The organism is Pirellulaceae bacterium, assembly GCA_029243025.1.
Taxonomy (GTDB): Bacteria; Planctomycetota; Planctomycetia; order Pirellulales; family Pirellulaceae.
This window is the reverse complement of the sequence record JAQWSU010000018.1, coordinates 315,160-339,529: the sequence shown is the minus strand read 5'-3', so window position 1 is coordinate 339,529 and position 24,370 is coordinate 315,160. Positions and strand designations below refer to the sequence as shown.

23 protein-coding genes are annotated in these 24,370 nt (G+C 52.9%); 17 read left to right on the top strand and 6 right to left on the bottom strand.

Annotated features, from left to right (window positions below):
- Nucleotides 1–248: 248 nt before the first annotated feature.
- The 5 genes from P8N76_08895 to P8N76_08875 all read left to right on the top strand — a co-directional run bounded on the left by P8N76_08895 (nucleotide 249) and on the right by P8N76_08875 (nucleotide 4,128).
- On the top strand, nucleotides 249–1,229 hold the full coding sequence (locus tag P8N76_08895) for a hypothetical protein (GenBank protein ID MDG2381779.1): 981 nt from the start codon (nucleotides 249–251) through the stop codon (nucleotides 1,227–1,229).
- Nucleotides 1,230–1,296: 67 nt separating this feature from the next.
- Nucleotides 1,297–2,298, top strand: coding sequence for a hypothetical protein (locus P8N76_08890; GenBank protein MDG2381778.1), 1,002 nt, complete (start codon nucleotides 1,297–1,299; stop codon nucleotides 2,296–2,298).
- Nucleotides 2,299–2,440: 142 nt separating this feature from the next.
- Nucleotides 2,441–3,232, top strand: coding sequence for a MotA/TolQ/ExbB proton channel family protein (locus tag P8N76_08885; GenBank protein ID MDG2381777.1), 792 nt, complete (start codon nucleotides 2,441–2,443; stop codon nucleotides 3,230–3,232).
- A 33-nt stretch (nucleotides 3,233–3,265) separates the two neighbouring features.
- Nucleotides 3,266–3,688, top strand: a complete 423-nt coding sequence (locus tag P8N76_08880) for a biopolymer transporter ExbD (protein ID MDG2381776.1) — start codon at nucleotides 3,266–3,268, stop codon at nucleotides 3,686–3,688.
- The gene (locus P8N76_08875) at nucleotides 3,685–4,128 is read left to right on the top strand and encodes a biopolymer transporter ExbD (GenBank protein MDG2381775.1); all 444 of its coding nucleotides are present in this window, start codon (nucleotides 3,685–3,687) and stop codon (nucleotides 4,126–4,128) included. Before P8N76_08880 ends, P8N76_08875 begins: the two co-directional genes overlap by 4 nt.
- Here P8N76_08875 and P8N76_08870 read toward each other — a convergent pair.
- Nucleotides 4,125–4,925 (bottom strand): biotin--[acetyl-CoA-carboxylase] ligase, encoded by an 801-nt coding sequence (locus P8N76_08870; protein MDG2381774.1) that lies wholly within the window; start codon nucleotides 4,923–4,925, stop codon nucleotides 4,125–4,127. The two genes, P8N76_08875 and P8N76_08870, sit on opposite strands and share 4 nt — an antisense overlap.
- A gap of 182 nt (nucleotides 4,926–5,107) precedes the next feature.
- Here P8N76_08870 and P8N76_08865 point away from each other — a divergent pair, with 182 nt between their 5' ends.
- The 4 genes from P8N76_08865 (at nucleotide 5,108) to P8N76_08850 (ending at nucleotide 8,774) form a co-directional block, all read left to right on the top strand.
- Nucleotides 5,108–6,025 (top strand): SDR family NAD(P)-dependent oxidoreductase, encoded by a 918-nt coding sequence (locus tag P8N76_08865; GenBank protein ID MDG2381773.1) that lies wholly within the window; start codon nucleotides 5,108–5,110, stop codon nucleotides 6,023–6,025.
- 11 nt (nucleotides 6,026–6,036) lie between these two features.
- Nucleotides 6,037–6,828 carry an SIS domain-containing protein gene (locus tag P8N76_08860; protein ID MDG2381772.1) on the top strand — a complete coding sequence of 264 codons (792 nt, stop codon included), beginning with the start codon at nucleotides 6,037–6,039 and terminating at the stop codon, nucleotides 6,826–6,828.
- Nucleotides 6,829–6,897: 69 nt separating this feature from the next.
- Nucleotides 6,898–7,932 (top strand): cobalamin-independent methionine synthase II family protein, encoded by a 1,035-nt coding sequence (locus tag P8N76_08855; protein ID MDG2381771.1) that lies wholly within the window; start codon nucleotides 6,898–6,900, stop codon nucleotides 7,930–7,932.
- A complete protein-coding gene (locus tag P8N76_08850; protein MDG2381770.1) occupies nucleotides 7,929–8,774 on the top strand; it encodes an MBL fold metallo-hydrolase in 846 nt (281 codons plus the stop codon). The genes P8N76_08855 and P8N76_08850 overlap by 4 nt, the downstream gene beginning before the upstream one ends.
- Before the next feature lie 10 nt (nucleotides 8,775–8,784).
- Here P8N76_08850 and P8N76_08845 read toward each other — a convergent pair whose 3' ends face one another.
- The gene (locus tag P8N76_08845) at nucleotides 8,785–9,966 is read right to left on the bottom strand and encodes an AGE family epimerase/isomerase (GenBank protein ID MDG2381769.1); all 1,182 of its coding nucleotides are present in this window, start codon (nucleotides 9,964–9,966) and stop codon (nucleotides 8,785–8,787) included.
- Between the two features lie 5 nt (nucleotides 9,967–9,971).
- Entirely contained in the window at nucleotides 9,972–12,563 is a 2,592-nt protein-coding gene (locus tag P8N76_08840) for a sodium/solute symporter (protein MDG2381768.1), read from the bottom strand.
- 204 nt (nucleotides 12,564–12,767) lie between these two features.
- Here P8N76_08840 and P8N76_08835 point away from each other — a divergent pair, with 204 nt between their 5' ends.
- The 7 genes from P8N76_08835 (at nucleotide 12,768) to P8N76_08805 (ending at nucleotide 20,142) form a co-directional block, all read left to right on the top strand.
- Nucleotides 12,768–13,907 (top strand): sialidase family protein, encoded by a 1,140-nt coding sequence (locus P8N76_08835; protein ID MDG2381767.1) that lies wholly within the window; start codon nucleotides 12,768–12,770, stop codon nucleotides 13,905–13,907.
- Between the two features lie 47 nt (nucleotides 13,908–13,954).
- Complete coding sequence (locus P8N76_08830; protein ID MDG2381766.1) at nucleotides 13,955–15,160, top strand: PQQ-dependent sugar dehydrogenase; 1,206 nt, start codon at nucleotides 13,955–13,957, stop codon at nucleotides 15,158–15,160.
- A gap of 327 nt (nucleotides 15,161–15,487) precedes the next feature.
- Entirely contained in the window at nucleotides 15,488–16,867 is a 1,380-nt protein-coding gene (locus P8N76_08825; GenBank protein ID MDG2381765.1) for a hypothetical protein, read from the top strand.
- Nucleotides 16,868–17,117: 250 nt separating this feature from the next.
- Nucleotides 17,118–17,825, top strand: coding sequence for a deoxyribose-phosphate aldolase (gene deoC, locus P8N76_08820; GenBank protein ID MDG2381764.1), 708 nt, complete (start codon nucleotides 17,118–17,120; stop codon nucleotides 17,823–17,825).
- Between the two features lie 113 nt (nucleotides 17,826–17,938).
- Nucleotides 17,939–18,787 carry a purine-nucleoside phosphorylase gene (locus P8N76_08815; protein ID MDG2381763.1) on the top strand — a complete coding sequence of 283 codons (849 nt, stop codon included), beginning with the start codon at nucleotides 17,939–17,941 and terminating at the stop codon, nucleotides 18,785–18,787.
- A gap of 18 nt (nucleotides 18,788–18,805) precedes the next feature.
- Nucleotides 18,806–19,600: a thymidylate synthase gene (locus P8N76_08810; protein MDG2381762.1), complete on the top strand. Its 795-nt coding sequence runs from the start codon at nucleotides 18,806–18,808 to the stop codon at nucleotides 19,598–19,600.
- Nucleotides 19,601–19,611: 11 nt separating this feature from the next.
- Nucleotides 19,612–20,142, top strand: a complete 531-nt coding sequence (locus P8N76_08805) for a dihydrofolate reductase (protein MDG2381761.1) — start codon at nucleotides 19,612–19,614, stop codon at nucleotides 20,140–20,142.
- An 8-nt stretch (nucleotides 20,143–20,150) separates the two neighbouring features.
- Here the strand turns inward: P8N76_08805 and epmA are convergent, their stop codons facing one another.
- Both epmA and efp read right to left on the bottom strand, forming a co-directional pair.
- Nucleotides 20,151–21,137, bottom strand: a complete 987-nt coding sequence (epmA, locus tag P8N76_08800) for an EF-P lysine aminoacylase EpmA (GenBank protein ID MDG2381760.1) — start codon at nucleotides 21,135–21,137, stop codon at nucleotides 20,151–20,153.
- Nucleotides 21,138–21,226: 89 nt separating this feature from the next.
- Nucleotides 21,227–21,796 carry an elongation factor P gene (gene efp, locus P8N76_08795; protein MDG2381759.1) on the bottom strand — a complete coding sequence of 190 codons (570 nt, stop codon included), beginning with the start codon at nucleotides 21,794–21,796 and terminating at the stop codon, nucleotides 21,227–21,229.
- Nucleotides 21,797–21,947: 151 nt separating this feature from the next.
- Here efp and epmB point away from each other — a divergent pair, with 151 nt between their 5' ends.
- On the top strand, nucleotides 21,948–22,973 hold the full coding sequence (gene epmB / locus P8N76_08790) for an EF-P beta-lysylation protein EpmB (GenBank protein MDG2381758.1): 1,026 nt from the start codon (nucleotides 21,948–21,950) through the stop codon (nucleotides 22,971–22,973).
- A 70-nt stretch (nucleotides 22,974–23,043) separates the two neighbouring features.
- On the opposite strand, the gene P8N76_08785 is transcribed toward epmB, so the two are convergent.
- Complete coding sequence (locus P8N76_08785) at nucleotides 23,044–23,622, bottom strand: hypothetical protein (protein ID MDG2381757.1); 579 nt, start codon at nucleotides 23,620–23,622, stop codon at nucleotides 23,044–23,046.
- Nucleotides 23,623–24,370: the final 748 nt, after the last annotated feature.

Genomic DNA, 24,370 nt, shown 5'->3' with positions numbered 1-24,370 from the left:
TAATGCTTTGACCTTTGATGACGTAATCAACCGACGCAGTGGAGTCGAATTATATCGGTGAGCTGTCCACGAACGAGAGGGGAGGGGGCAACAGTCCGCTTCTCTTTCCGGCGAATTACCGATCATTGAACTGCCGATGCCCGCGCGGTGAAGAGGCTCAATTGCCTGATTCCGTTGACCCCTGGCGGGGTGAGTCCTAGAATTGAATTTGATGTAAGTTCTTTACTGACTTCGTGTTTGAGGAAGCTATGCCGGCCAGGGAATCTGCCGAAAATCCGATTCATCCGCCCACCGCAACCGGCGGTCGACGATTTCCCGCTTGGGGTCTGTCGCTTTTGACCCACACTTGTCTTTTTGTCGTTCTGGTCCTGATCCTTCAGTTTACTCCCCAGCAACCGCAGGGAGAGTCGGAGCGAACAGTGGGGGTTGCGTTGGTCAAGGAGTCAAGCGGCGATCGGGAATATCTCACTTCAGAAGAGGCTCAAGAAGTGGAGGCTTCAGAGCAGTCGCCCGTTTTTCAGCCAGAAGAAGCTTTACCCGCTGAGGCGGAATTGGCCGTGGATTTATCGGACGTGTTGCCGGCGGAGCCCGAGTTGAGTGTGGGAGCCGGAGCGCTTACGCTTCCTGATTTGGGGGATGCCGGCTCGCGTTCAGCAGCCCAAGATCGTTTGTCAGGGAAGGTCAGTACCTCGGTGTTTGGCGTGACCGGCACGGGGACCAAGTTTCTGTACGTATTTGATCGCTCAGGTAGCATGGAAGGTTATGGAGGGCGTCCTCTCGCGTCCGCAAAACGAGAGTTGATCAACAGCTTGCAGGGAATGCATGATACGTGTCAGTTTCAAATAATCTTTTACAACGAGCGTCCCAAGGTCTTTCAACCGAATGTTGGCACCCCCCGATTGGTTTTTGGGACTGAAAGCGCGAAGCAGGAGGCGACGGATTTCGTTTATGGCATCAATGCGACGGGAGGAACGCGACATTTGGATGCATTGCGTTTGGCCCTGGGGATGAAGCCGGATGTGATCTTCTTTCTCACCGACGCGGATGAACCGCGATTGAGCGAAGGCGAATTGCAACGGATTCGTTCGTTGAATCGGGGGGTAACGATCAACACGATCGAATTTGGGTACGGGCCTCAGCATGATTCGAACAATTTTCTTGTCAGGCTCGCCAAGGAAAATGCGGGCCAGCATGTGTACGTCGACGTACGCAGACTTCCAGATCAATAACCGGCTTATGGCGAGTCTCCCAAAAATCTCTTGTTTTAAAGTTCGCCGTCAAAGGCCATCGGTGTGGATGAAGCGCGCCTTGACGATTGGCTTGATGTTGTGGGCCGTTGCAGCTGTTCAGGCAGAGGATCGGGTGATCTTGCTTGACAGGCAGCAGCGTCCGGTTTCGCGTTTGGGCGAAGTCATTCGCTTCGATGCCGACTCCTTGAAAATGCAGACCCGACAAGGTCGTGAAATTGAAATTCCAAGAGCGCGTGTTGTACGCGTTGAGTCCGAACAGTTACCAGAGCATTCGCAAGCCGATGCTCGATTCGGTGAACGCAACTACAAAGCAGCCCTTTCCGCCTATCAAAAGGCGATTCGACGAGAGGAAAGGAATTGGCTAAAGCGAGAAATCTTGGCTCAGATTATTCGCTGTCACAACAATCTCGGTAATCGCCGTGCGGCCGGGTCGATGTTCCTGATTCTTTATAAGGAGGATCAACGCACGTTGCATTTTGATGCCATTCCTCTCGTTTGGCGACCCTGGCAGCCTGATCGTGAAGCGACCACAGAAGCGACGAAGTGGCTTGATGACCCCCAGCCCGTCGCAAAATTGATGGCCGCCAGTTGGTTATTGTCAACGTCGAAGCGGTCGGCAGCGATTCGCGTATTGGAAGGATTGAAAAGATCGCGGGATTCACGTGTACAGCAGCTGGCGAATGCACAGCTGTGGAGAACTCAACTGGTGACCACTCGCAAAGACATTGTGCTTCACGAGTGGCCTCGTGCGTTGCAACAGATGCCGTTCGAGTTGCGTGGTGGGCCGCATTTTGTCTTGGCTCGAGCTTTGGCTAAACATGGCGCGAGTGATCGGAGCATTCTGGAATTTATGAGGGTTTCGATTGCGTATAGTGCGATGTACGATTTGTCAGCGGAGTCTCTTTGGCAGGCTGGGAGACAGCTTGAGGAAGCCGGAAATCGACCGGCTGCGGCGCGTATCTACCGCGAGATTATCCGGGACTATCCCGATACCTCGTCAGCCACTCAGGCTCAACAACGCGTGATGACCCTGACAACGGCTGGCTAGTTTGGGTTGCGAAATGCCATGCCGCCTAACGCTTCACTGTGTATCGGTATTGACCTGCTATCACACATCGGGATAACAGCAGATGCTGCCGCGTCGGAATTTTGAATCTTGTTAACCTATGAAACCGGATTGTTTGAGTCTGATGAAGTATCTTTTCCATCGCCGCTGTGTTTCGTCGGTTGCTGCGATCGTCCTATTGCTTGCCGCCTCACAACCATTGATGGGACAGCCGAGCGATGGAACCACTGCTGCGGAAGTCCCTCGCGGTTTGTGGCAGATTGTTTTTTCGGGTGGATTGCTGGGCGGTTCGATCATTTTTGTGTTGCTGGCTCTTTCGGTGACGGCGGCTTATTTGGTCTTTGAGCATGTGCTGACAATTCGGCGCCAGGAACTGATTCCTGCCGAACTAGAAGAGGAAGTCGGCAAGCAGTTAACGGCAGGCAATCTTTCGCAAGCGATTGACGCATGTAAACGTCGTCCCGGGTTTTTGTCGTTTGTGTTGATGCAAGGGTTGGCAGAAGCCGATGGGGGATGGCCTGCCGTTGAAAAAGGTTTGGAGGATGCCTTGGCCGACCAGGCAGCCCGACTCCTAAGGAAAATTGAGTATTTGTCCGTGATTGGTAACATCGCGCCGATGGTGGGCTTGTTAGGGACTGTGACTGGCATGATTTTCGCCTTTCAGCGAGTCGCGACGACCCAGGGTGCTGCGGGTGCGGGAGACTTAGCGGAAGGCATTTATCAAGCCTTAGTTACCACCGTTGGTGGACTAATCGTAGCCATTCCGTCGTTGGCTGCTTTTGCCGTGCTTCGCAATCGAGTTGACCAATTGGTGGCGGAGACTGCTTACGTGGTGCAACACGTTTGCCGACCTTTGCGTCGGCGATTACCAGCTCAGGCTTCCGCGGCTCCCCCCATTGCTCGGTCGGGAAAATAGGTTAGTCGAATCTCGAGCTGTCGGAATCTAAGCATGCAAGTCAGTCAACGAACACGACGCACGCCTGTGGGCTTCAATATGACGCCCATGATCGATGTCGTTTTCTTGTTGATCATCTTCTTCTTGGTCTCCAGTCATTTGGCTCAACGTGAAAATCGAATCGAAGTCGATTTGCCACTGGCTGCTAGTGGCGAAGATGACATACCGAATTCAACGCCACGAATGACAGTCACTGTATTGGCAGATGGATCCGTGTTGCTGGCTGGCAAGCCGATTGCACTGGCCAATTTATCCACTCGACTTAAAGCTCGTCGATTGCAATCAGGTGACCAGATTGAATTGCGAATCCGCAGTGATCGACAGGCACCCTATCAGATCATCGAACCGGTTTTATCGAGCGCGGCAGAGGCAGGGGTGTGGAATGTAACTTTTGCCGTACTGGAACGTTCACGATGAAAATCCCATCGGTCCATTCTCGATCTTCTGAACGTGCGGACGTGGCGATGACTCCGATGATTGACGTCGTGTTTCTTCTATTGGTCTTTTTTGTTTGGACAGCAAGTTTTCAGGTTGTAGAAATGAGATTGCCGAGCCAGTTGACGGAACTGGCAAGTTCCGGGCAAACGGTCGAGATAGAATTGCAGCAAGAAGACTTCGAATCGATTATCGTTCGCATTCAGCAGGACGCAAATCAAGTTGGCTGGACCGTCAATGAACAGGCTGCAGACAGTTTGAATGATGTTCAGCTTCGCCTACGGCGAGTTGCCGAGATCCGCCTTGATGTGCCGGTGTTGATTGATCCGGCAGAGCTTGTTGCACTAGGTGACGTGCTTGATGTGTTCGATGCGGCTCGGGCGGCCGGCTTTGTCAATATTCAATTTACGACTCGTCGCTAACGATTGGCTGAACGGAATTGGGTGATGACCCCTCCCAGGAATCGTTCAATTCCGTTTGGTGTTTCAAGCAACAAGGCTCCGTCATCGTCGATGCCCGCACAGATGCCACTGACTTTACGCGAACAAACTTCGATTTCGACGTCCATGTCCTGGAGTAAATGGTAGGTCCGCCATTGCTCCGCGAGGGAAGTAGAACAATCGTGGAAGGATTTCAGGCGTTGCTCGAGCGACTGGAGGCAGCCGATCAATACGTCGGTGATTTCGAAGTCGGTACCCAGGCAATCGCTTAGGGAGGTGGCCTTGTCTTGCACGTCCGTCGGAGCAGCTTGGAATCGGTTGTTGACATTGATCCCGATGCCAATCACGGCTTGCGGCGGTGCGTTTGGTGGAAGTTCGATCAGAATGCCGGCTAATTTCTTGCCATCCAGGAAGATGTCATTGGGCCACTTCAATGCGATGTCGGCCAACGGTGCGATCGACTCGATCGCTTGGCACAATGCTAAACCGGCGGTGAGTGAAAGTTGCGGTATTCTTTCACCCGGTAGATTTTCGAGTTCTGTCAGCAACGAAAAGGTCAAGGACCCTTCGGTTGACCACCATTGGTTGCTTCCTCGTCCGCGGCCACGCGACTGTGTTTCGCTTAACACGGCTAATGGACGAGGCAGCGTTGCATCGGCTGCCAATTTCATCGCGCGATCGTTGGTTGATGGGATCACCTGGTGAAAATCCAGCAGCTGAATGTAGGTTTCATTCAGAATGCGATCCAGCTGAAATTCCAGTTGCCGAGCGTTACTCATCCGGTTGATCTCCTGGCGATTTGGTGTCGACACCAAAATCCGCTTCCTTTCTGAAGTCGTCAATCTACCCGTTCGAGTCCGTGTCATCTACGCCTGCCTGCTCTTTTACTTCGAGGAGAATCTAGCGATTTGAACTTTGTAAACACTTCATAACGGGGTCGGTATTCGAAACGTGTCCGCAGTTGAATTGGGTAAGTCATGTGATTGCCCAACGTATCAACCAATCGGAGTCCCAGAAAGTAGCGCTTGACGTTACGCCTTCGAAGCCGACAATGGCGGAAGTGGACAGACAGCGTTTAAAAAATAAAACGATTGTTATCGTGGGCGGAACGTCCGGCCTTGGGCTTTCTGCAGCAAACGCTTGCGCCGCTGAGGGTGCAAGATTGGTGTTGGTTGGCCGTAACGAGTCGAAATGCCAGCAAGCGGTTTCGACTATCGATTCTGACGCTCTTTACGTCGTTGGGGATGCCTCGGTGGCAGCGACCTCCGAGGCGGCGATCGCTTTGGCCGTTGATCGGTTTGGTTATCTTGACGGTCTCTATCACGTAGCCGGCGGCAGTGGGCGACGTCGTGGAGACGGGCCACTGGATCAAATTACAGACGAAGGTTGGGATTTTACCTTGCGTTTGAATATGGATTCATTGTTCTACTCCAATCGGGCGGCTGTTCAGCAATTTTTACGGCAAGCGACGGGTGGCTCGATCCTAAATATGAGTTCCGTGCTGGCAGAAGCTCCTTCCCCTCATTTTTTCGCAACCCACGCTTACGCAGCGACCAAGGCGGCGGCCGTCGGTTTGACCAAAGCGAGCGCCGCTTATTACGCAGCCCAAAATATCCGATTCAATGTGCTGGCCCCAGCTCTTGTCGATACGCCGTTAGCTCATCGAGCTTTAGGCGACGACGAGACGATGGCATACATTCGTACGAAACAACCGCTCGATGGTGGCCGAGTAGGATATCCGGCAGATGCCGATCAGGCCGTGGTGTTTTTCCTCGGCGATGAGTCGTGTTTTGTGACGGGACAGGTACTGGCCGTTGACGGGGGCTGGTCGGTGAGTGAAGGCCAACATCAGCGTGCCGCAAAATCAACAAACACCTAGATCGAATCCTCATGAAATATGCCGAGAAATATCTGGAGGCGAGTCAGCAAATCCTCAATGGAGTTGCCAAGCAGCAGGCGGAGATTGAGCAAGCTGCTGACTGGTTTGCCGATTCGATCCTAGCCGATCGAATGGTCCATCTGTTTGGAGCAGGCCACAGCCGTATCATGGTCGAAGAAATGTGGCCAAGATACGGCTCCTTCGCTGGCTTCAATCCGATCGTGGAATTGTCTTTGACGTTTCACAATCAAGTGGGAGGCGCCAATGGGCAGCGGCAGGCGATGTTTCTCGAAAATCGCGCGGGACTCGCAGAACGGATTTTGCGAAATTTTGATCTGTCCGACCAAGATTCGGCGCTGGTGGTTTCGTCGAGCGGTTGCAATATCGTTCCGATCGAAATGGCTCAATTGTTTCAACAGGCGGGAATTAAAGTCGTGGCGATTACTAGTCGGCAACATAGCGAGGCTAGTCACTCAAAGCATCCTGATGGTGTTAAACTGACCGATTGTGCAGATCTTGTGCTCGATACCGGAGCGCCCGCCGGCGATGCGATGGTGTCGATTGATAGTCTTCCGGCTCCCGTGTCACCCGGATCGACAATCGGGGGTTGTCTGTTGGTGAACAGCATCAAGGCAGAGGTCGCGGGTCGTTTGACTCAGGCAGGTAACCCTCCGACTGTGCTCTCGGCTGCCTGTGTAGTTGGCAGCCAGGCTGCAACCGAAATGTTTGAAGATGCCTATGACGAGCATGCGAGAAGAGTTGCTCAATTGTATGCCAACTTGGGCCGACATGCTGATCGTTAGCGATGGTAGGCTTGTCGCAATTTAGCGATATCGTTTGTAAGTTGATCGATTGGGAGACAAATCAAAGCCATGCAACCAATTCCGCTCAGAACGACTGTGATTGGTAGTTATCCATTTCCAGGTTGGCTTGAATTTTCCAGCCAGAATCTCGATCAATTTGGTCGTGACGATGTTGTTGAGATGCAAGACGACGCGGTGATTGCCGCGATCCACGATCAGGTCAGTGCGGGACTCGATGTGATCACCGATGGTGAGCAAACCCGTTTTGACTTCAACCTTTCTTTTTACGGCTACATCGACGGAATCGATTTAGAATCGAGTAGTCCACGCCAATTTGGTCCGCCGGCGCACGATCAACGTGGTAAGCACGCGATCATCGGCGAACTGGCTGCCTCGAGAGGGCTCGGAGCAGTGGAGGAATTTGAGCGATTGCAGCGACTGGCTCCCTCCGGACCGGTGCTCAAGGCAAGTGTGCCGGGACCCTATACAATGAGCGGTCGACTGTTGCCAAATCAACAGTATCCCGATCGATTCGCCGTAACAGAGGCCTTGTTGCCACTGATTCGAAACGAGCTTGTTGCGTTGGTGGAAGCCGGTTGTCAGGAGATCACGGTAGATGAGCCGTCCATGAGTTGCTATGCCTACCGCGAAGATCGCCAACGATTCGTTGACATCTTCAATCGGACCGTCGAGCCGATTGTGGGCAAATGTCGGCTTTCGACCCATTTGTGTTTCGGGAATTTTAAAGGGCATGCGGTTGGTTTTCGACGTTATGAACCGATGTTTCCGGACTTTCTCGATTTCCATCTCGATGAAATTCATCTGGAAATGGCGAGTCGTGAGTTCAGTGAGATTGAGATCTTGGAAACCATTGCCAAGCGAGTTGATGTTGCGATCGGCATCATCGACGTAAAAAGCTATTACATTGAAAGTGTTCAGGATATCGTTGATCGCGTCCGGCTTTGCCTGAAATACGCGCCTGCCGAACGTTTGTCGTTCGCGCCGGATTGTGGTTTGAGTCAAACCGCTCGTTGGGCCGCCCGTCGTAAACTTGCGAATATGGTGGCGGGAGTTCATCAAGTGCGTAAGGAGCTGGGCGAATGATCAAGCCAATGCTCGCCGGTGACTTGCTGTTGGCTGACATTCGAGCAGCCGAGAGTAGCGAGTCCTTCTTTATTTGGTGGCTTGGTCAAAGCGGATTTCTTGTCAAATGGCAGCAACAACATTTGTTGTTTGATCCCTACTTGTCCGATTCGCTCACGAATAAATATGCCGCGACCGACAAGCCCCATGTGCGCATGACTGAATTGGCGATTGAACCAAGTTGTTTGGGGTTTGTCGGTGTGACAACCTCCAGCCACAATCATACCGACCACCTGGATGCTGACACATTAAAACCTCTGATGGCCGCCAACGCCGATTTGGAGATCGTCGTGCCCGCGGCGAATCAGCGATTCGCTGCCGATCGATTGGGGGTGGAACCGTCACGATTGCGAACGATTGACGCAGGGCAAGAATACGTGTCGGGGCCGTTTCAGCTGAATGGGGTGCCCGCGGCACACGAAACGGTCGAAAGAGACGAGCAAGGTCGCTGCAAGTTTATCGGTCTTGTGGCCAGGTTCGGACCGTGGAGCATTTATCACAGCGGTGATACGATGTTGTATGAAGGGATGGCAGAAACGTTGCAGCCGTTTGCGGTCGATTTGGCCATTTTGCCGATCAACGGTCGTGCACCGGAACGTCGTGTCGCGGGCAATCTTGGGGGCCGAGAGGCAGCCCAATTGGCGAAAACAATCGGGGCGCGACATGTGGTCCCTTGTCATTACGACATGTTCAAATTCAATACGGAATCGCCGGATGAATTCGTGGCAACCTGCCAGCAACTTGACCAATCGTTCGATCTGTTGCAAGCTGGTCAGCGATGGTGCAGCGATAGCATTCGCTGATCTTGGTGATTCAGGTGACTTCGGAAGACAGTTTTTCTTCGAGTAGCTTCCAGCAGTAGAGTTGCATTCGTGGCAAATGGAATGGCCCTTTCCAGAGATTGCCTTTGAGCGGCACCGAGATGCGCCCATCACGGTGCAGGTATCCATACCATTCACCGTGCACTTCATCGGGAAAATGCTGGTAGGCCCAGTCGTGAATTTGGCGGTGCCAATCCGCATAACGCGCTTGCCCCGTGAGCGACCAAGCTAAGAGCGTTGCGATGATCGTCTCGTTGTGAGGCCACCAAAATTTCATGTCGTGCCAGTATTCTTGGACGGGTAACCCCCGCAGATCACGGAAGTAAAACATTCCTCCGTATTCTTCATCCCAGCCGCGGTGCCACATCCATTCTAACATTTGTGTGCCGAGCTGAATGAGCTGCGGATCGGCTCGATGTTTGCCTTCATGCATGATAAACCAGGCCCCTTCAATCGCGTGCCCTGGATTCAACGTGCGCCCATCGAAATGATCGTAAATTTGACCCTCTGGCCCGACCGATTCCATTACCACCTCTCGATCCGGTTTGACAAAGTCTTGTTCGATTTCGTCAATGCTTTGATCAATGAATCGATTTGCCTGCGGCCAGTCGATCGCTGCCCGCAACACCTGACAGATCGACAAGGTGATCATGGGGCCTCCCATCGATTTCATGGGGCGGGTTGGCTCGAATTTGTTCGGCCCAGTCGGTTGTTGCCGAAAGGCTTGATAGCGTTCGAAGAGTTGAATCGCATTTTCTGCCATGCGATCGTCGTTCGTAGCGCGAGCGTATTCGGCAAACGCCATGATGGTAAACGCTTCGGTGAAAGCGTAACGTCGTTTGCGAAGGGGTGCACCCTCGCGAGTGAGATGGAACCACATTCGACCATCGGCATCAAATCCATGTTGGCGAATGAAGTCGATGCCATGGGTGGCTAATTCTAGCCACTCGGGCCGCGCCTCGACCTGATTGTAGAGGTGCGCTAACAACCAAGTGAAACGGCCTTGTTGCCACATTCCCTTGTCCGTGTCGATCACGCTCCCATCTCGGTCCAGCGACGTGATGAAACCACCGTGCTGACGATCGACAGCGGTTCGAATCCAGAAAGGAACGGTGTCGTTCAGTAATCCCTCACGATAAGTGTTCAGTAAGGAAGTACATCGGTTCGGTGTCATCTCGGTCAACGTGTCAGCCCGTCAAGATTCTTGGGTGGTTGCCGGACAATGATTGCCGCCAGCCATCCCGTGAACAAGCAGGTTGTCGCTCCGAGAGCGGCAAATAATAAGCTGTTTAAGTTGAAGCCAAAACGTGCCACGGCCAATGCGGCAATACTGAACACGATCCCAATCCATGCGTGGATAGCGGCTGTTCGTCGCGTAAAGATGCCGAGCAGGAATAAACCACAGAGAGTTCCACCGAATAAACCAATCAGGCCTAAGAAGAAAGTCCACAACGATTGTATGTCTTGTCCGGCCATCACCGTGGCGGTGATTGTGCCTACGATGCCCAGGATCAATGTCAACGCCCGAGCGATATTTAGGAAATGATGCTCTTCCAGATTGGGGCGAAAGCGGCGAATGAAGTCGGTGGTGATGGCTGTCGACACAGAATGAATACTTGAGTCCAAACTCGACATGGCCGCCGCAAAGATACCCGCGATAACCAGGCCTGATAGTCCCGGTGGCATTTCACTGGCGATGAACCAAGCGAAGATTTGATCGGTCTTTTCGAGTGGATGTAAGCTCGCAGGGTGGCTCTGATAGAAGACAAATAAGGCGGTGCCCACGAAGAAGAATAAGGCCGACGCCGGAATAGCCAACAACGCATTGGTCCAAATTGCGCGACGCGATGCTTGTTCATCCTTAGTCGTTAGGTATCGTTGAATTACCGCTTGGTCGGTCGAGTAAGAGACTAGATTGTTGAAGATGGCCGCCAGCACCATCACGAGGATTCCATCGCTGGCGAGGCTCCAGGAAGGATTGATCAGTTGCAGTTTTCCGTTCTCTTGTGCCGACTCCCAGATCGTGCCCAAGCCACCGTCGACTTGGAGAATCACGGTGGCGATTGCCGCTAACGCACCGCCCAATAAGACGAATGTTTGCAGTACATCGGTCCAGATTACGGCTTCGATTCCGCCCAGTACCGTGTATAAGGTGCTGAGAGTGCCCATCACGACAATGCATACGTACACGTTGATACCGGTGACTGCGGACAAAGCTAACGCGGGTAACAACACAACAATGCCCATGCGGCCAAACTGGAAAATGATGAACGACAAGCTGCCGATCAGGCGGATTCCAAGACTGAAACGCTTTTCAAGATATTCATAAGCGGTGGTGACTTGCAGACGTCGAAAAAAAGGTAGATAGACCACAATGATGACCGGCGCGATGGCGAGGATGCCGCAGTTCACCACAAAGAAAATCCAGTTGGTGCTGTAACTTCGCGCGGGGATTGCGAGATAAGTAATAGCGCTGAGCATGGTGGCGAAAATCGAAAGACCGGCCGCCCACCAGGGAACTCGCCCACCGGCCAGGAAGAAATCGTTGGTCGAGCTTTCGCGCCTCGCGAAATAAAAGCCGATGATTACAAGGCCTAGAAGGTAAACGATCAGTACAGACCAATTGAGGATTCCAAAACTCTGGTCTTCTCGCAGTAATGTCACGTCCATCACACGCGGTGAGCGGATGCCGGGCCGACTCTCGCCACTAACGATGATGCCGCGTCCACCGCTGGCAATACACGGCGCTGTGACGCGTGCGTCCTCCGTCGGTATCGTGCCGGCCTCTGCCCAACGGTCGGTGACTGGATTGTAAGACAGAATGCGTCCTGGAAATCCAGGATGGGTTACCTGGTCCGCATCAAACAGGGAACCATCGACGCCACCCAAGATCAGCAAGTGAGTTTGACCCGCGGGAAATGCCGGAGAAGGGGCGGCTGCGGCCGCATTCGGCAGCTCTGAGATGCGTCGCCAGTTGCCTGTTGTTGCTGAACGAGGTGCGTACTTCCAAGCTTCCTTGAGGTAAGGCGTAACCCTCGTTGACTTCCCCGCGGTATCCGCCTTCAAATGAATGCCCCCAAACAAAAAAAAACTGCCGCCTTGAGATCCGGCAATGGCTTGAATCCTGCCTGTCGGCAAGGGGGGCAACTCGGTCCAATGTTCGGCAGTCTTGAGATTGAGGCTCCAGAACTTGTCGGAGGCCTGGGTGGCGTCAAGTTGATTCATGCCACCGGCAATGTAGAGTAAGTCTCCGACAATCGCGCCGCTCATTTGCGTGCATGGAGCGGGGAGGGGCGGGAGCGAATCGATCTTGACGCGGTCGTTTTGATAGGTCAAGCGATAGACGTCAGAAAAAATTTGCTTGCCATCGTCTCCACCACAAACGATGATCCCGTCGGGATGCGATACGCTGACGCCATAAGCGACGGCGCTTGGTAGCTTCTGTTTGAGCGTCCGCCAAGTTCCTTGTTTCAAGTCCATGGCATAAATCTGATCGTGCCAGACCTTCGTGCCGTCTTGCCACGGTGGGGCCGTCGGGAAATTTGCACCCCCCCCGGCAATCAACTGGTCGTTGTGAATTCCTGCGACCATGCCTGCCAAGCCGGTTTGATTCGGGATCGGTTCCATCTCCCCCCAACGTAGGATTGGGCTGTTCTCGTCCGCTCTCAACTCACCGAGCGATGAAAGGACAATGATTCCAGCCAGAATGATTCCAGCCAGGAGGAGCTTTAACACAAACAGGGATTTTGATCGTTTTAAATTCAAATTCATTACTCAAATCGGTTTGTGATGTGCCCTCCTGTCGCGTACGATGGCGACTCGGCAGGCCGTCTATTTGTACGGGTCACGCGCTTTTGTCACGTCTATTGTGTCGATGTGGCGCGTGAAATGCCACCATACCCCCCCCCCTCAATAATGCTAAAATTCTGTCAGCTTGACGGAATTCGAAATACGCTACCAGATGTGGAATCTCTTATGAAGTTTTCATCGATCCTTGGCGTTTACTTGCTCGGAACGGGACTGATTGGGAATCTGCCGGCGGAAACGCCTCGAGGTTATTCCATTCCGCTGATCGACCTTGCGGATCAACAACAGCGTCAAGTCGTCGTCGATCGGGAGCCCGGACAGTATTTGGGCCATCCCACAACCGTCCTGTTGGAAGATCAGAAAACAATGCTCGTTGTCTATCCGAAGGGGCACGGTCGTGGCCCGATCATGATGAAACGTAGTGATGATGCTGGACTGACCTGGAGTCCTCGCTTGCCGGTGCCCGCGTCCTGGTCCACCAGCAAAGAGACACCGACGATCCATCGCGTTGTCGATGCCGATGGCAAAAAACGTTTGATTCTCTGGTCGGGACTCTATCCGGCTCGTCTTGCTGTCTCTTCTGATGACGGTCAATCTTGGTCGGAGCTCAAGGTGGCTGGTGATTGGGGGGGCATTGTTGTAATGGGTAGTGTTGTCGGGTTGGATGAACCCGGGCGATATCTAGCCATGTTTCATGATGATGGACGTTTCTTTACAGAGTCTGGAACACGAGGCCCCTTCACTTTGTATCAAACAACTAGCCGAGACGGTGGGCTGACCTGGGCCGATCCCTCAGTGATTCTGACCCGCGAGGATGTGCACCTTTGTGAGCCCGGGATCATTCGGTCACCCGACGGCAAGCAGTTAGCCGCCTTGCTGCGAGAAAATTCCCGACGTCGGAATTCGTTTGCGATTTTTTCTGATGACGAGGGTGCGAGTTGGAGTGAACCTGTTGAGTTACCGGGATCACTGACGGGTGATCGACATACGGCAAAATACGCGCCCGACGGGCGGCTCTTTATCAGCTTTCGTGATACGACTCACGAAAGCCCGACTCGTGGTGATTGGGTGGCTTGGGTCGGGACCTATCAAGATCTCGTGGCGGGTCGTGAAGGTCAATATCGCGTCCGCTTGATGGACAATCATTCTCGGAGTGATTGTGCCTATCCGGGCGTGGAAGTGCTCCCCGATGGGACCTTCGTGACCACGACCTACGGGCATTGGACAAAGGACGAGCCTCCCTACATCGTGAGTGTGAGACTTAAACTTTCTGAATTGGATGAAATGGTTAACAAGGATTCTAAGTGATCTGTGTTTACCAATGAATTTACCTGAAGGAATTGATGAGGATACTTATGAATCGAATCAGACGCATTTCGATGCTGGCCTGTCTTCTGTTGCCCTCAATTGTTGTTGTCTGCGGTGCAGAAGAAATTGACCAAAGTCCGTTGCCTTTGAAGGTGGTACGGTCTTTCAAGGAATTGCGACCGCGTCGGCCTGTTGTCATCACGACTGCTGATGATGGAACGAACCGATTGTTCGTGGCAACCCAGCAGGGTGTGGTGCAGTTTATGCCCAATCGACAAGATGTCACCGAGACACAGGTGTTTCTCGATATCGAGTCGAAGGTTGTCTACAACGATAACAAGAATGAAGAAGGCTTGTTGGGGTTGGCTTTTCATCCGAAATATGCCGAAAACGGCGAGTTCTTCGTCTACTACACGACCACCGATGCCCCGAGAACCTCTGTGATCTCACGCTTTCGTGTGTCAAAGGACGATCCTAACCGCGCGGATCCAGCCTCCGAAGAAGAAATAATGCGGGTCAAACAGCCGTTTTGGAACCACAACGGTGGCACCATTGTGTTTGGGCCCGACGGATACCTCTACATTGGTCTAGGCGATGGTGGTGCTTTCAATGACCCGAATATGAATGGCCAAAATGTCCAATCTCTGCTGGGGGCGATTCTTCGCATTGATGTCGATCGGAAAGACAAAGGATTGAACTACGCAATTCCTAAAGATAATCCGTTTTACGGCCATCCCCGGGTCGCTCGCGGTGAGATCTTTGCCTACGGATTTCGTAATGTGTGGCGCATGTCATTCGATCGCAAAACGGGAGCCTTGTGGGCGGCTGATGTTGGGCAAGATCTGTGGGAAGAAATCAATATTGTGCAACCGGGAGCTAACTACGGCTGGAATTTGCGGGAGGGGAATCACAAGTTCGGACTTGTCGGTGCCGAAGTTCGCGGAGACCTCGTTGACCCTATCTTTGAATATAATCACGATGTGGGGAAATCGATTACCGGGGGGTGTGTCTATCGTGGCAAGTTGTTGCCCCAACTCGACGGGTACTACCTCTACGCAGATTACGTGAGCGGTAAGATTTGGGGATTGAAATACGACTACGATACAAAACGGGTTGTGGCCAATCGTCCAATTGCAATTGCCGCCAGTGAAGGCGATAGCATTCCGGTGATCACCTTCGGCCAAGATCGCCAAGGCGAAGTTTATCTGTCGGATGCCTTTGGTCGAATTTTTCGAATCGTTGAGGCCGACTAAGCTAGCAACCGTGAAACCTACTCGCCTACGCGGTGCGCATTCCGTCGCATCGCGTTTTTTTATGGGTTCGTCATGGTGGGTTTTTTCGGAGCGAGGCTTGGGAATGGAGCCGAAACGATCCCTTAAACTGTGCTTATCTTTCTCAGAGTCCGAAACGCTTAAAGTCACACACCGACAGTTTCGATATTTATGACGGATGCCGATCGGTCGCGCCATTTACACGGTGTCGCCTGCGATGCTGTGCTTGCATTGGCCGTTCACTGATACCGAAGTGACTAACGATTCACTGGCCCGTGTCGATGTTGAAGCAGCGGAGGAGATGGAGAGATGTTTTGCCGACTGGCCATCTATGCACTCGCTGTCTTGATCTGCGCAGCTGTTGTTCTTCCACACACGGCTTCTGCACAGCTAGGCTCCGAGATCTTCGAAGATATTGAATTGCCAGACGTGATTGATGATGCGGATGATGGCATTTCGTCACCGGAAGAATTGCCGACAGGCGAGCTAGCGCCGCAGGATCCGTTTTTGGACGATCCACATCAATCCAGTCCTCAAGCTTTTGATGCGCCCGAATTCAATGAGCCAATCTTGAACGAGCCTCCCAAACTGGACCCGTCTTTCATCGGTGATCAAACATCGACCATCGCAGAGAATATTGATACAGAGAATATTGATATTGGGCAGCCCGATGAGATCCCCTACGAGATGATTCAAAAGCGTGATGCAGACGGTCACGTCTTGATTGAAAGGGGAGTGACTCAAGATGGAAATCAAAATTACATCAATCATGGCCCGTGGAAGATGTGGGACACCGATGGCAATCTGGTTGCCGAAGGTCGCTTCAATATGGGGCAACGTGTTGGCGAATGGTCTCGCTGGTATCAACCGAATGAAGCGGGCATTTTTTCCGCACCGCCATTCTCCATGTTTGCGCCACCATTTCAGTCGCGAGCGGCTTTTCGCAATGGCCAACTGGAAGGGCGTTGGACGATCAGTGATCGGCACGAACGGATGATTTGTGACTGGCGTTTCACTGCCGGTCGCCGTCATGGTAAGTCAACCTGGTGGTATCCCAACGAAACACGCATGCGAGAACTGGCCTATGACGATGGGCAGATCGATGGTGAGTTGATCGAGTGGGACAATAACGGTGAAATTCGCACTCGTGTCGAATATCAGAATGGTCGACGGTGGGAGAAAAATACCAAGCTATACAAAAATGGCCAGAAACAACTCGAGGGCATGGTGTTGCAAGCTCGCCTAGTGCTGAAGGATCCCGATGTCTGGTGGGATGCCAAGTTGGCTGGTTATCGTCGTGAAGGGAAAGATCAGAAGCACGGAAGATGGATTGCCTGGCATCCCAACGGGCAGATGCGTTTTTCGGGCGAGTACCAATTTGATCGACCGTCGGGTGAATTTACTTGGTGGTTTACTAACGGTCAAAAGTCGTTATTGGGTTCTTATCGAGACGGCGAGAAGACCAGCAAATGGGTTTGGTGGCACGAAACTGGCGCGAAGTCAATTGAAGGAAACTACGAACAAGGGTCGCCTGTCGACCGATGGATCTGGTGGAACGAGCGAGGACGAGTTGCTCAACGCGTCAATTTCTCCGCCGCGCAAATGATGACGCCCTCTCCTCAGTTGACGCGTGACTTACCGAGTCTGCCTCATGGTCGACCCGTGATGGTGCGCCGCAACCCACAATGAACGGTGACGGCTGTCATCAAGAACAGCTGTTGTGACGGTGTTTGCCGTCACTTCATTTCCGCGCTGCAAGATTTCCGCGCTGCAGGGGAGTGGTTGAGCTGCTTTGCGGATTCTCCCCTTCAAAAGTCGTCGAGGGACCTTTCTCGGACTGATTGCGTCCGCTAAAGTTCGGGAATTAGGTCGGGAACTTTGAATTGCTCTGATCCGCCGATGATCAGGAGCCAGAACCAAGCTGTATGAGGGACACGTCATGGACAGGTCACTGGTGGCAATGATCGACCACGCACTTTTGCATCCGACGCAGACGGACGAGGAATTAAGGGCCGGTTGTGAATTGGCAAAACAGCTGGGGGTCGCGAGTGTTTGTGTGAAGCCCTATGCCGTTTCGCTGGCGATGGAGGTTCTGGATGGTAGTGGAGTTGCTGTGGGGACGGTCATCGGATTTCCGCACGGATCGAATTTGACAGAGACCAAGGTTGTCGAAACTCGCTTTGCCTGTCAGCAGGGCGCCAGTGAAGTCGATTTGGTGGTCAATATCGGCAAGGTACTGAGCGAGGACTGGGAGTATGTGGAGGCTGAAATTCGGGCGGTTGTTGATGTGGCTCATTCGTTTGCCGCGATCACCAAAGTAATCTTTGAAAATGATTACCTAGCAGATGACCATTTGAAGATAAAGCTTTGTGAAATTTGTCGGCGGGTGGGTGCGGAATTTGTGAAAACGTCGACCGGTTTCGGCTTCGTCAAACAGCCCAGCGGCGATTACAACTATCACGGCGCGACCGAACATGATATCCGGCTCATGTGCGAGCACGCGGGTGCCCACATGCAGGTCAAAGCAGCTGGAGGAATACGCAGCTTCGAAGATGCTGAGAAAATGGTGGCGCTCGGTGTGACCCGTTTGGGGACGAGTGGTTCGGCGGCAATTGCTGCCGGAGCTCCTGATCCGGAGAGTTACTGACCGTCCTGTTGATGAGCCGAGCTGTCGACGGTCGATCAGTTGAAACGCTATGCGATTCGTTCTTGCAGGATCCCCTATTTCCGTCGGCATTACCCGAGCGGTAGAATCTGGAAATGCCAACAAGTTATCCTCCTATCAATGTCCAGAAAATTGACGATGCGGTTGTACGGATCCGTCGTGATTGGAAACTGCGACCTGCCGTTGGTATTGTTCTGGGGACCGGACTCAGCCGCTTTGCCGGGCAGATGGATGTTGATACTGCAATCAGTTACGAGTCGATTCCACATTTTCCGCCGACAACCGCACTCAGTCATGCGGGCCGTTTATTGTGTGGTTTTGTCGAAGGGATTCCGGTCGTCACGATGGACGGCCGATTCCACCGATATGAAGGCTACTCGCTCTCGCAGGTCGCTTTGCCTGTCCGGGTGATGAAAGCGTTGGGCGTTGAAGTGCTGATCGTTTCCAACGCGGGTGGCGGGATTAACCCACAATTTTGCTCGGGCGATGTCGTAGTGATCGATGATCACATTAATCTAATGTTCGGTAGTCCGTTGATCGGGCCCAATGATGATTGTCTTGGCGATCGTTTTCCCGATATGTCGGCTCCGTACGATGCGGAAATGAGTGATCTGGCTCTTTCCTTGGCCAGACGCAGCGGCTTTGCTGCCTATCGCGGCGTGTATGCCGCCATGACGGGGCCCAATTACGAAACACGTGCAGAATACCGCTTGTTGCGAAAGATTGGTGCCGATGTGGTCGGCATGTCAACGGTTCCAGAAGTGATTGTCGCCCGCCATGCCGGCATGAGAGTCCTGGCACTATCCGCGGTGACTAACGTTTGTCAGCCTGATCAGTTGACACCGACGAGTGGTGACCTGGTTGTTGCAGCAGCCGAGTCGACGGAGCCCAAGATGCGTGATATCGTGACAGGCGTGATTCGCTCGATGGCAAACGCTGATTAGAGATGCAGGGAGGTTTACATGCGGCAATATCTCGATCTTTTGCAACACATCTTGGACAACGGTTCGGAAAAGTCAGATCGAACGGGTACCGGCACACTCAGCCTATTCGGCCATCAGATGCGATTTGATTTGCAGGCCGGGTTTCCACTGCTCACGACCAAGAAACTGCATTTGAGGTCAATTATTCACGAGCTATTGTGGTTCTTGAAGGGTGAGACCAACATTGCCTATTTGCAAGAAAATCGAGTGCGGATTTGGGACGAATGGGCAGACGAAAATGGAGAGCTCGGGCCGGTTTATGGCTACCAATGGCGACATTGGACGGGGTCCGACGGTAAGGAAGTTGATCAGATTAGTGATTTGATCGAACAGATTAAGGTCAATCCTGATTCTCGTCGCTTGATCATTTCGGCCTGGAATGTGGCTGACGTTGCGAAAATGGCGTTGCCGCCTTGTCATTTACTTTGCCAGTTTTACGTGTCAGGAGATCGGCTTTCCTGCCAGTTGTATCAGCGCAGTGCTGATGTGTTTTTGGGCGTGCCATTCAATATCGCGTCCTATGCGCTTTTGACCATGATGATCGCGCAGGTCACCGGCTTAGTTCCTCATGAATTCATTCACACCTTTGGGGATGTGCACCTGTACAAGAATCACCTGGAGCAAGCCCGGTTGCAACTCGCGCGCGAGCCGAAGCCGTTGCCCCGCCTGACTTTGAATCGGAACGTCAAATCAATCTTTGGCTTCCAGTTCGAAGATTTTCAATTAGAACAGTACGAACCTCACCCGCATATCGCCGCGCCAGTCGCAGTCTAGGAGTCGGCAAGATGAAATTGTCTTTGATTGTGGCTGTTGCCGAGAACGGAGTGATTGGATGTGAAGACAATTTACCTTGGCGACTTTCGGCCGACTTGCAGCGTTTCAAGCAACTCACGATGGGCCATGCGATTCTAATGGGACGCAAGACTTACGACTCTATTGGCCGTCCGCTGCCTGGACGCCGCAGCGTTGTGATCAGTCGCAACCCCAATCTGGCCATCGAGGGTTGCGAGGTTGCCTCGACCTTTGACGCAGCGCTGCAACTTGTCTCAGCCGATAGCGAGGCGTTCGTGATTGGCGGACGGCAGATTTATGAGATGGCGCTACCGAAAGTTAATCGCATTTATTGGACCCGCGTTCGAGCGCAGGTTGCCGGTGATGTTTTTTTTCCCGAGATCGATTGGAATCAATGGAACATGATTGGAGAAGAGCACGGCTGTGCTTCTGATCGGAACGATCATGACTTCAGCTTTCAAACCTTCGATCGAACTCGTATCGCCAACTTTGTGCTGTCGGAAGATTTGGATATGCGGCGCTGAGCAGTTGGTTAGGCGCGATCGATCGGGAAGGTCAGCACCTGGCGAATCGAAGTGGCTCCTGTGGAAAGCATGGCCAGCCGATCAAATCCCAAGGCGACTCCCGCACACGACGGTAGGCCATGCCGCATTGCTTCCAGCAGTTGACTTTCCGCTGGCAAGGTGCGTTTTCCGTCATCCAGACGCTGTTGATTGACGATCGTATTTCTTCGAACAAGCTCTTCGGCGTCTTGCAATTCATGATATCCATTGGCCAGTTCGATGCCTCGTGCGTACAGTTCAAACCGTTCTGCGACAGGCGGATTTCCAGGTCGAATCTTTGCTAAGGCTGCTTGTTCGGCAGGATAGTCATACAGAATTGCCGGCCGTTCAACGCCCAGATGGGGTTCGACACCTTCGGCGAGTAGCAGATTGAGCCATTCGTTTCGATCGGAAGCTGTCATTGTATGCGGGATCGAAATCTGCTTTGCGATGGCAATTTGACGAAGTTGAGCGATTTTAGCCGTGTGAGGATCAATCCCCAGATGGTGTTGGAAGGCGTCGTGATAACTGATGAATTGGGCTGCTCCGAACGGTAGCAGCGTTTCACAAAGATCTGCCAGCAACTGCATGCCCGCCCGCTGATCATCGCCGACCCGATACCATTCGACCATCGTGAATTCGGGATTATGGAACCGACCGGACTCCGCTGCGCGAAAAGCATGCGTGACTTGGTAGATCGACGTGGCACCTGCCGCGAGCAGTCGCTTCATCGCAAACTCGGGCGATGTTTGCAGCCAGTAGGTGGAACCAGCGTCCGGTCGTTGCGGATCGCTAGATAGCTGAACGGGTAATGGGTCGAGATGCCGGTCAATGACGCAATCGGCTGAAAGGATTGGCGTTTCAACTTCGAGGAAGCGCTGTTCATGGAAAAAAGCGCGAAGTTGTTGCAATAACCTGGCCCGCTGTTGCAATGTTTCTAGCTGAGCAGAAGGTCGAAAGTCGCTGGACGCGGGCATGCTGTCACTCCAGCATCTTGGCTGCAGCCATTGGCATCTTGGCTTCCGCCATGGATCGTGAACTGAGGAGCCACTCTTCTTGGCGAAGCCTATTCCTTGACTCGCTCGACGTACGCACCCGTTCGCGTATCGATTTTGATCAGTTCGCCCATGTTAATGAAAGCGGGGCATTGGAATTCGGCGCCGGTCTCGACCTTGCAAGGCTTGGTCACATTGGTGGCCGTGTTTCCCTTCGCTCCGGGCTCGCAATACTCGACCCGTAACACTACGTGATTGGGCGGTGTGGTCGTGATGGGATTATTGTTGAAGAGCATCATTTGGCAGACCATGCCTTCTTTTAGATATTTCGATGCATCATCTACCTGCTCGGTACTCAACTCGTATTGCTCATAGGACTCGTTGTCCATGAAGACAAACGTTTCTCCCTGGCGGTACAGATATTGAGCGTCGATTTCTGTGACGTCGGCCGATTCGAGAGTTTCGCCACCCTTGTAGGTGCGATCCAATACCGTGTTGCGGACAAGATTTCGTAAGCGGCATTTGTAAAAGGCGTTGCCTTTGCCTGGCTTGACGAAATTGCACTCAATCATGAGGTACGGATCACCGTTGATTTGGACCTTGAGGCCCTTACGGAAGTCGCTGGTGTTGTAGGATGCCACGTTCTTTTCCCATCTGAAGAACTAGAGTCGCTTTCTGGAATTAGCGGATTATGGTACCAATTCAGGGGGCAGAGACAAAGTCCGGCGAGATAAAGCCGTCTCCGCACCTTGGGGCAACCCTTTTCGCGAATCCTCGCAGGAGCAAAAGCAATTGACCGGTGGAAATCAAGCGACGGGCCACTCAGCGGTGAAGATTGAGCCGGTCGGCGACTGGCGATCGGAAATGAAGCAGGCCATTCGTGACCCGCTGCAACTCTGCTCTGAACTTGATTTACCCGCATCCTGGGGGCGAGAAGCAGAACGGGCCGCCGCTGATTTTCCCCTCTTCGTGCCCCGACCCTATCTCAGACGGATCCGTGCGGGGGATGTTGACGACCCCTTACTGCGACAGGTTTTGCCGCTCGCTGCCGAAAATGACCCGGTCGATGGTTTTTCGTTCGATCCGGTGCTGGATTTGCAGGCTGAGCGAGCTCCGGGAGTCATCCAAAAGTACGAAGGGCGAGCTCTGCTTGTCACCACAGGATCGTGTGCGATCCATTGCCGTTACTGCTTTCGGCGGCACTTCCCCTATGCGGCGGCGCCGCAGTCCTACCGACAATGGCAGCCGGCAATCGACCAATTAGCCGAAGATCGAACAATCGAAGAGCTTATTTTGAGCGGTGGTGACCCGCTTACGCTTGTGGATACATCGCTGAATGAGCTGATTTCGCAGATCGCCAAAATTCCACACATTCGACGTCTACGGTTGCATACTCGCTTGCCAGTGGTGATCCCGAGTCGGATTACCGACGAACTGATCCGCGCGCTCATGGTCAATCCGAGCGTCGTGGTCGTGGTGCATATCAATCACCCCCATGAAATTGACGGCGCGGTTGCTGCAGCGATTGGGCGGCTAATTGAGGCCGGGGCCATTGTGCTGAATCAGGCCGTCTTGTTACGAAATGTGAATGATTGTGCGGAAACGTTAATCGAACTATCGCAGCGATTGATCGAGCTGCGGGTGATGCCTTACTACCTAAATCAACTGGATCGCGTTGCCGGTGCGGCTCATTTTGAAGTATCGATTGAGCGAGGTCAGGCGATCATGGATCAATTGTCACGACGCCTGCCAGGCTACGCGGTACCAAAATACGTGCAGGATTCCCCTGAATTTGCCTGGAAAAAGCGACTCGCCTGATTCGTTTTCCCTGCCTGTTTGCTGCGCTGCTGGCATCGCGGGCGGACAGTTGGGAAAGGGCGCGCCGCGATTAGCCTCTTCGAGTCTGCCCAGGTAGCAACAGCGAGGCGGCCACCAAACCGATTCCAATCAGCGCCAATCCCCAGAAGAGGTACAGGTAGAAACTCATTTCCTGGTAACGTTTTCGGTCTGCAAGAAATCGAGGCGTGTCTCGATATTCGAGACTTTGTCGCCGGAAATGGTCCCAGGCATCCCACGCCTGCATGGGAGTTACCGTTTGAATGTCGATGCTTAGCTCTTCAAATTCCGGTTGTTCGATGTTGAGATCTTGGCGTAAGGGGGCAAAGCGAAAGTGTCCGTAAGCACCGATAGCTAGTAGCAGAATGCCTGCCACAAACAGAGTTCCCCGCATCGCATTCCAGCCCCTACCGGGACGGGGAGCCGAGGACTGGGATTCGATGGGTTCTAGTTGTCGAACCTCGCGCAACGTGGGAACAACCGTTTGCTCCCCACAACGACAGGTTCGTGTTTCACCGGCTTGAGGTGGGCTCACTATCAGGGGTTGGCCACAAGCCGGACAGGGTAGTTTGAATTGTTGAGACATGGAAACGGGTTGGGATCGGGCAAAATAAGCGAGAGTGAACGGCACGGAGCAACGGTCGATCGTAACGTTTTAGCGTCTGGGACCAGTCCCGTTAATGGCCTGGCGCCGATTCTAACTGGATCTTAACCTTGGCTCCAATGGTACGAATGTGCGTTGGCTGTGGATGCGTCGCGTCAAGATCTTGAAACGAAGGCCGGCGGGGATGTCAAAAAGAAATGACTTGTTAAAGTTTAACGGCTTGGTCAAAGCGTTTGTTCAAAAAAAATAGTGGGGTACGGCATCTCAATTGATTTTGCCACTAGACCTCGCCACCAGTCGGATTAAAATTGGGGTGCTTACGCACTGATGTACCCTCGGCAAGGCAACCGGATTTTCGTCCCTCTCTGGCTGGGACGCTTCAATAATGGTCCGACAGAGGTACCGAGCGTTTAGGCGAGACGGATCGACTTTACACGAGATCGTGGCAGGGTGAGAGTAATCTACCCCGCCTGCGAGTAATAGTCCTGCAAAGGTTGCCAGGACTGACTGTTTCCCACTGCAGTGACTTAGCTCACCGTATTCATCACGAAAGTGAAGAATCCTTGTAACGCAAAAAGAAATCGCGTTCGGCTGTCTGTTTTGGTTGTTTAGGCGGACTAGGGAAGCAGATTGCCTTCGTTTCATACGCTTTGATCGCAATCTTTTGACAAATCACTGGTCGTCACGGACGTGTGGTAAATGAGTGGTAGAATTTTGAGGTCAACGGAATTGAATGCTCAAGTGAGTTTCAGTTCGGCATGTGCGGATGGGCAAC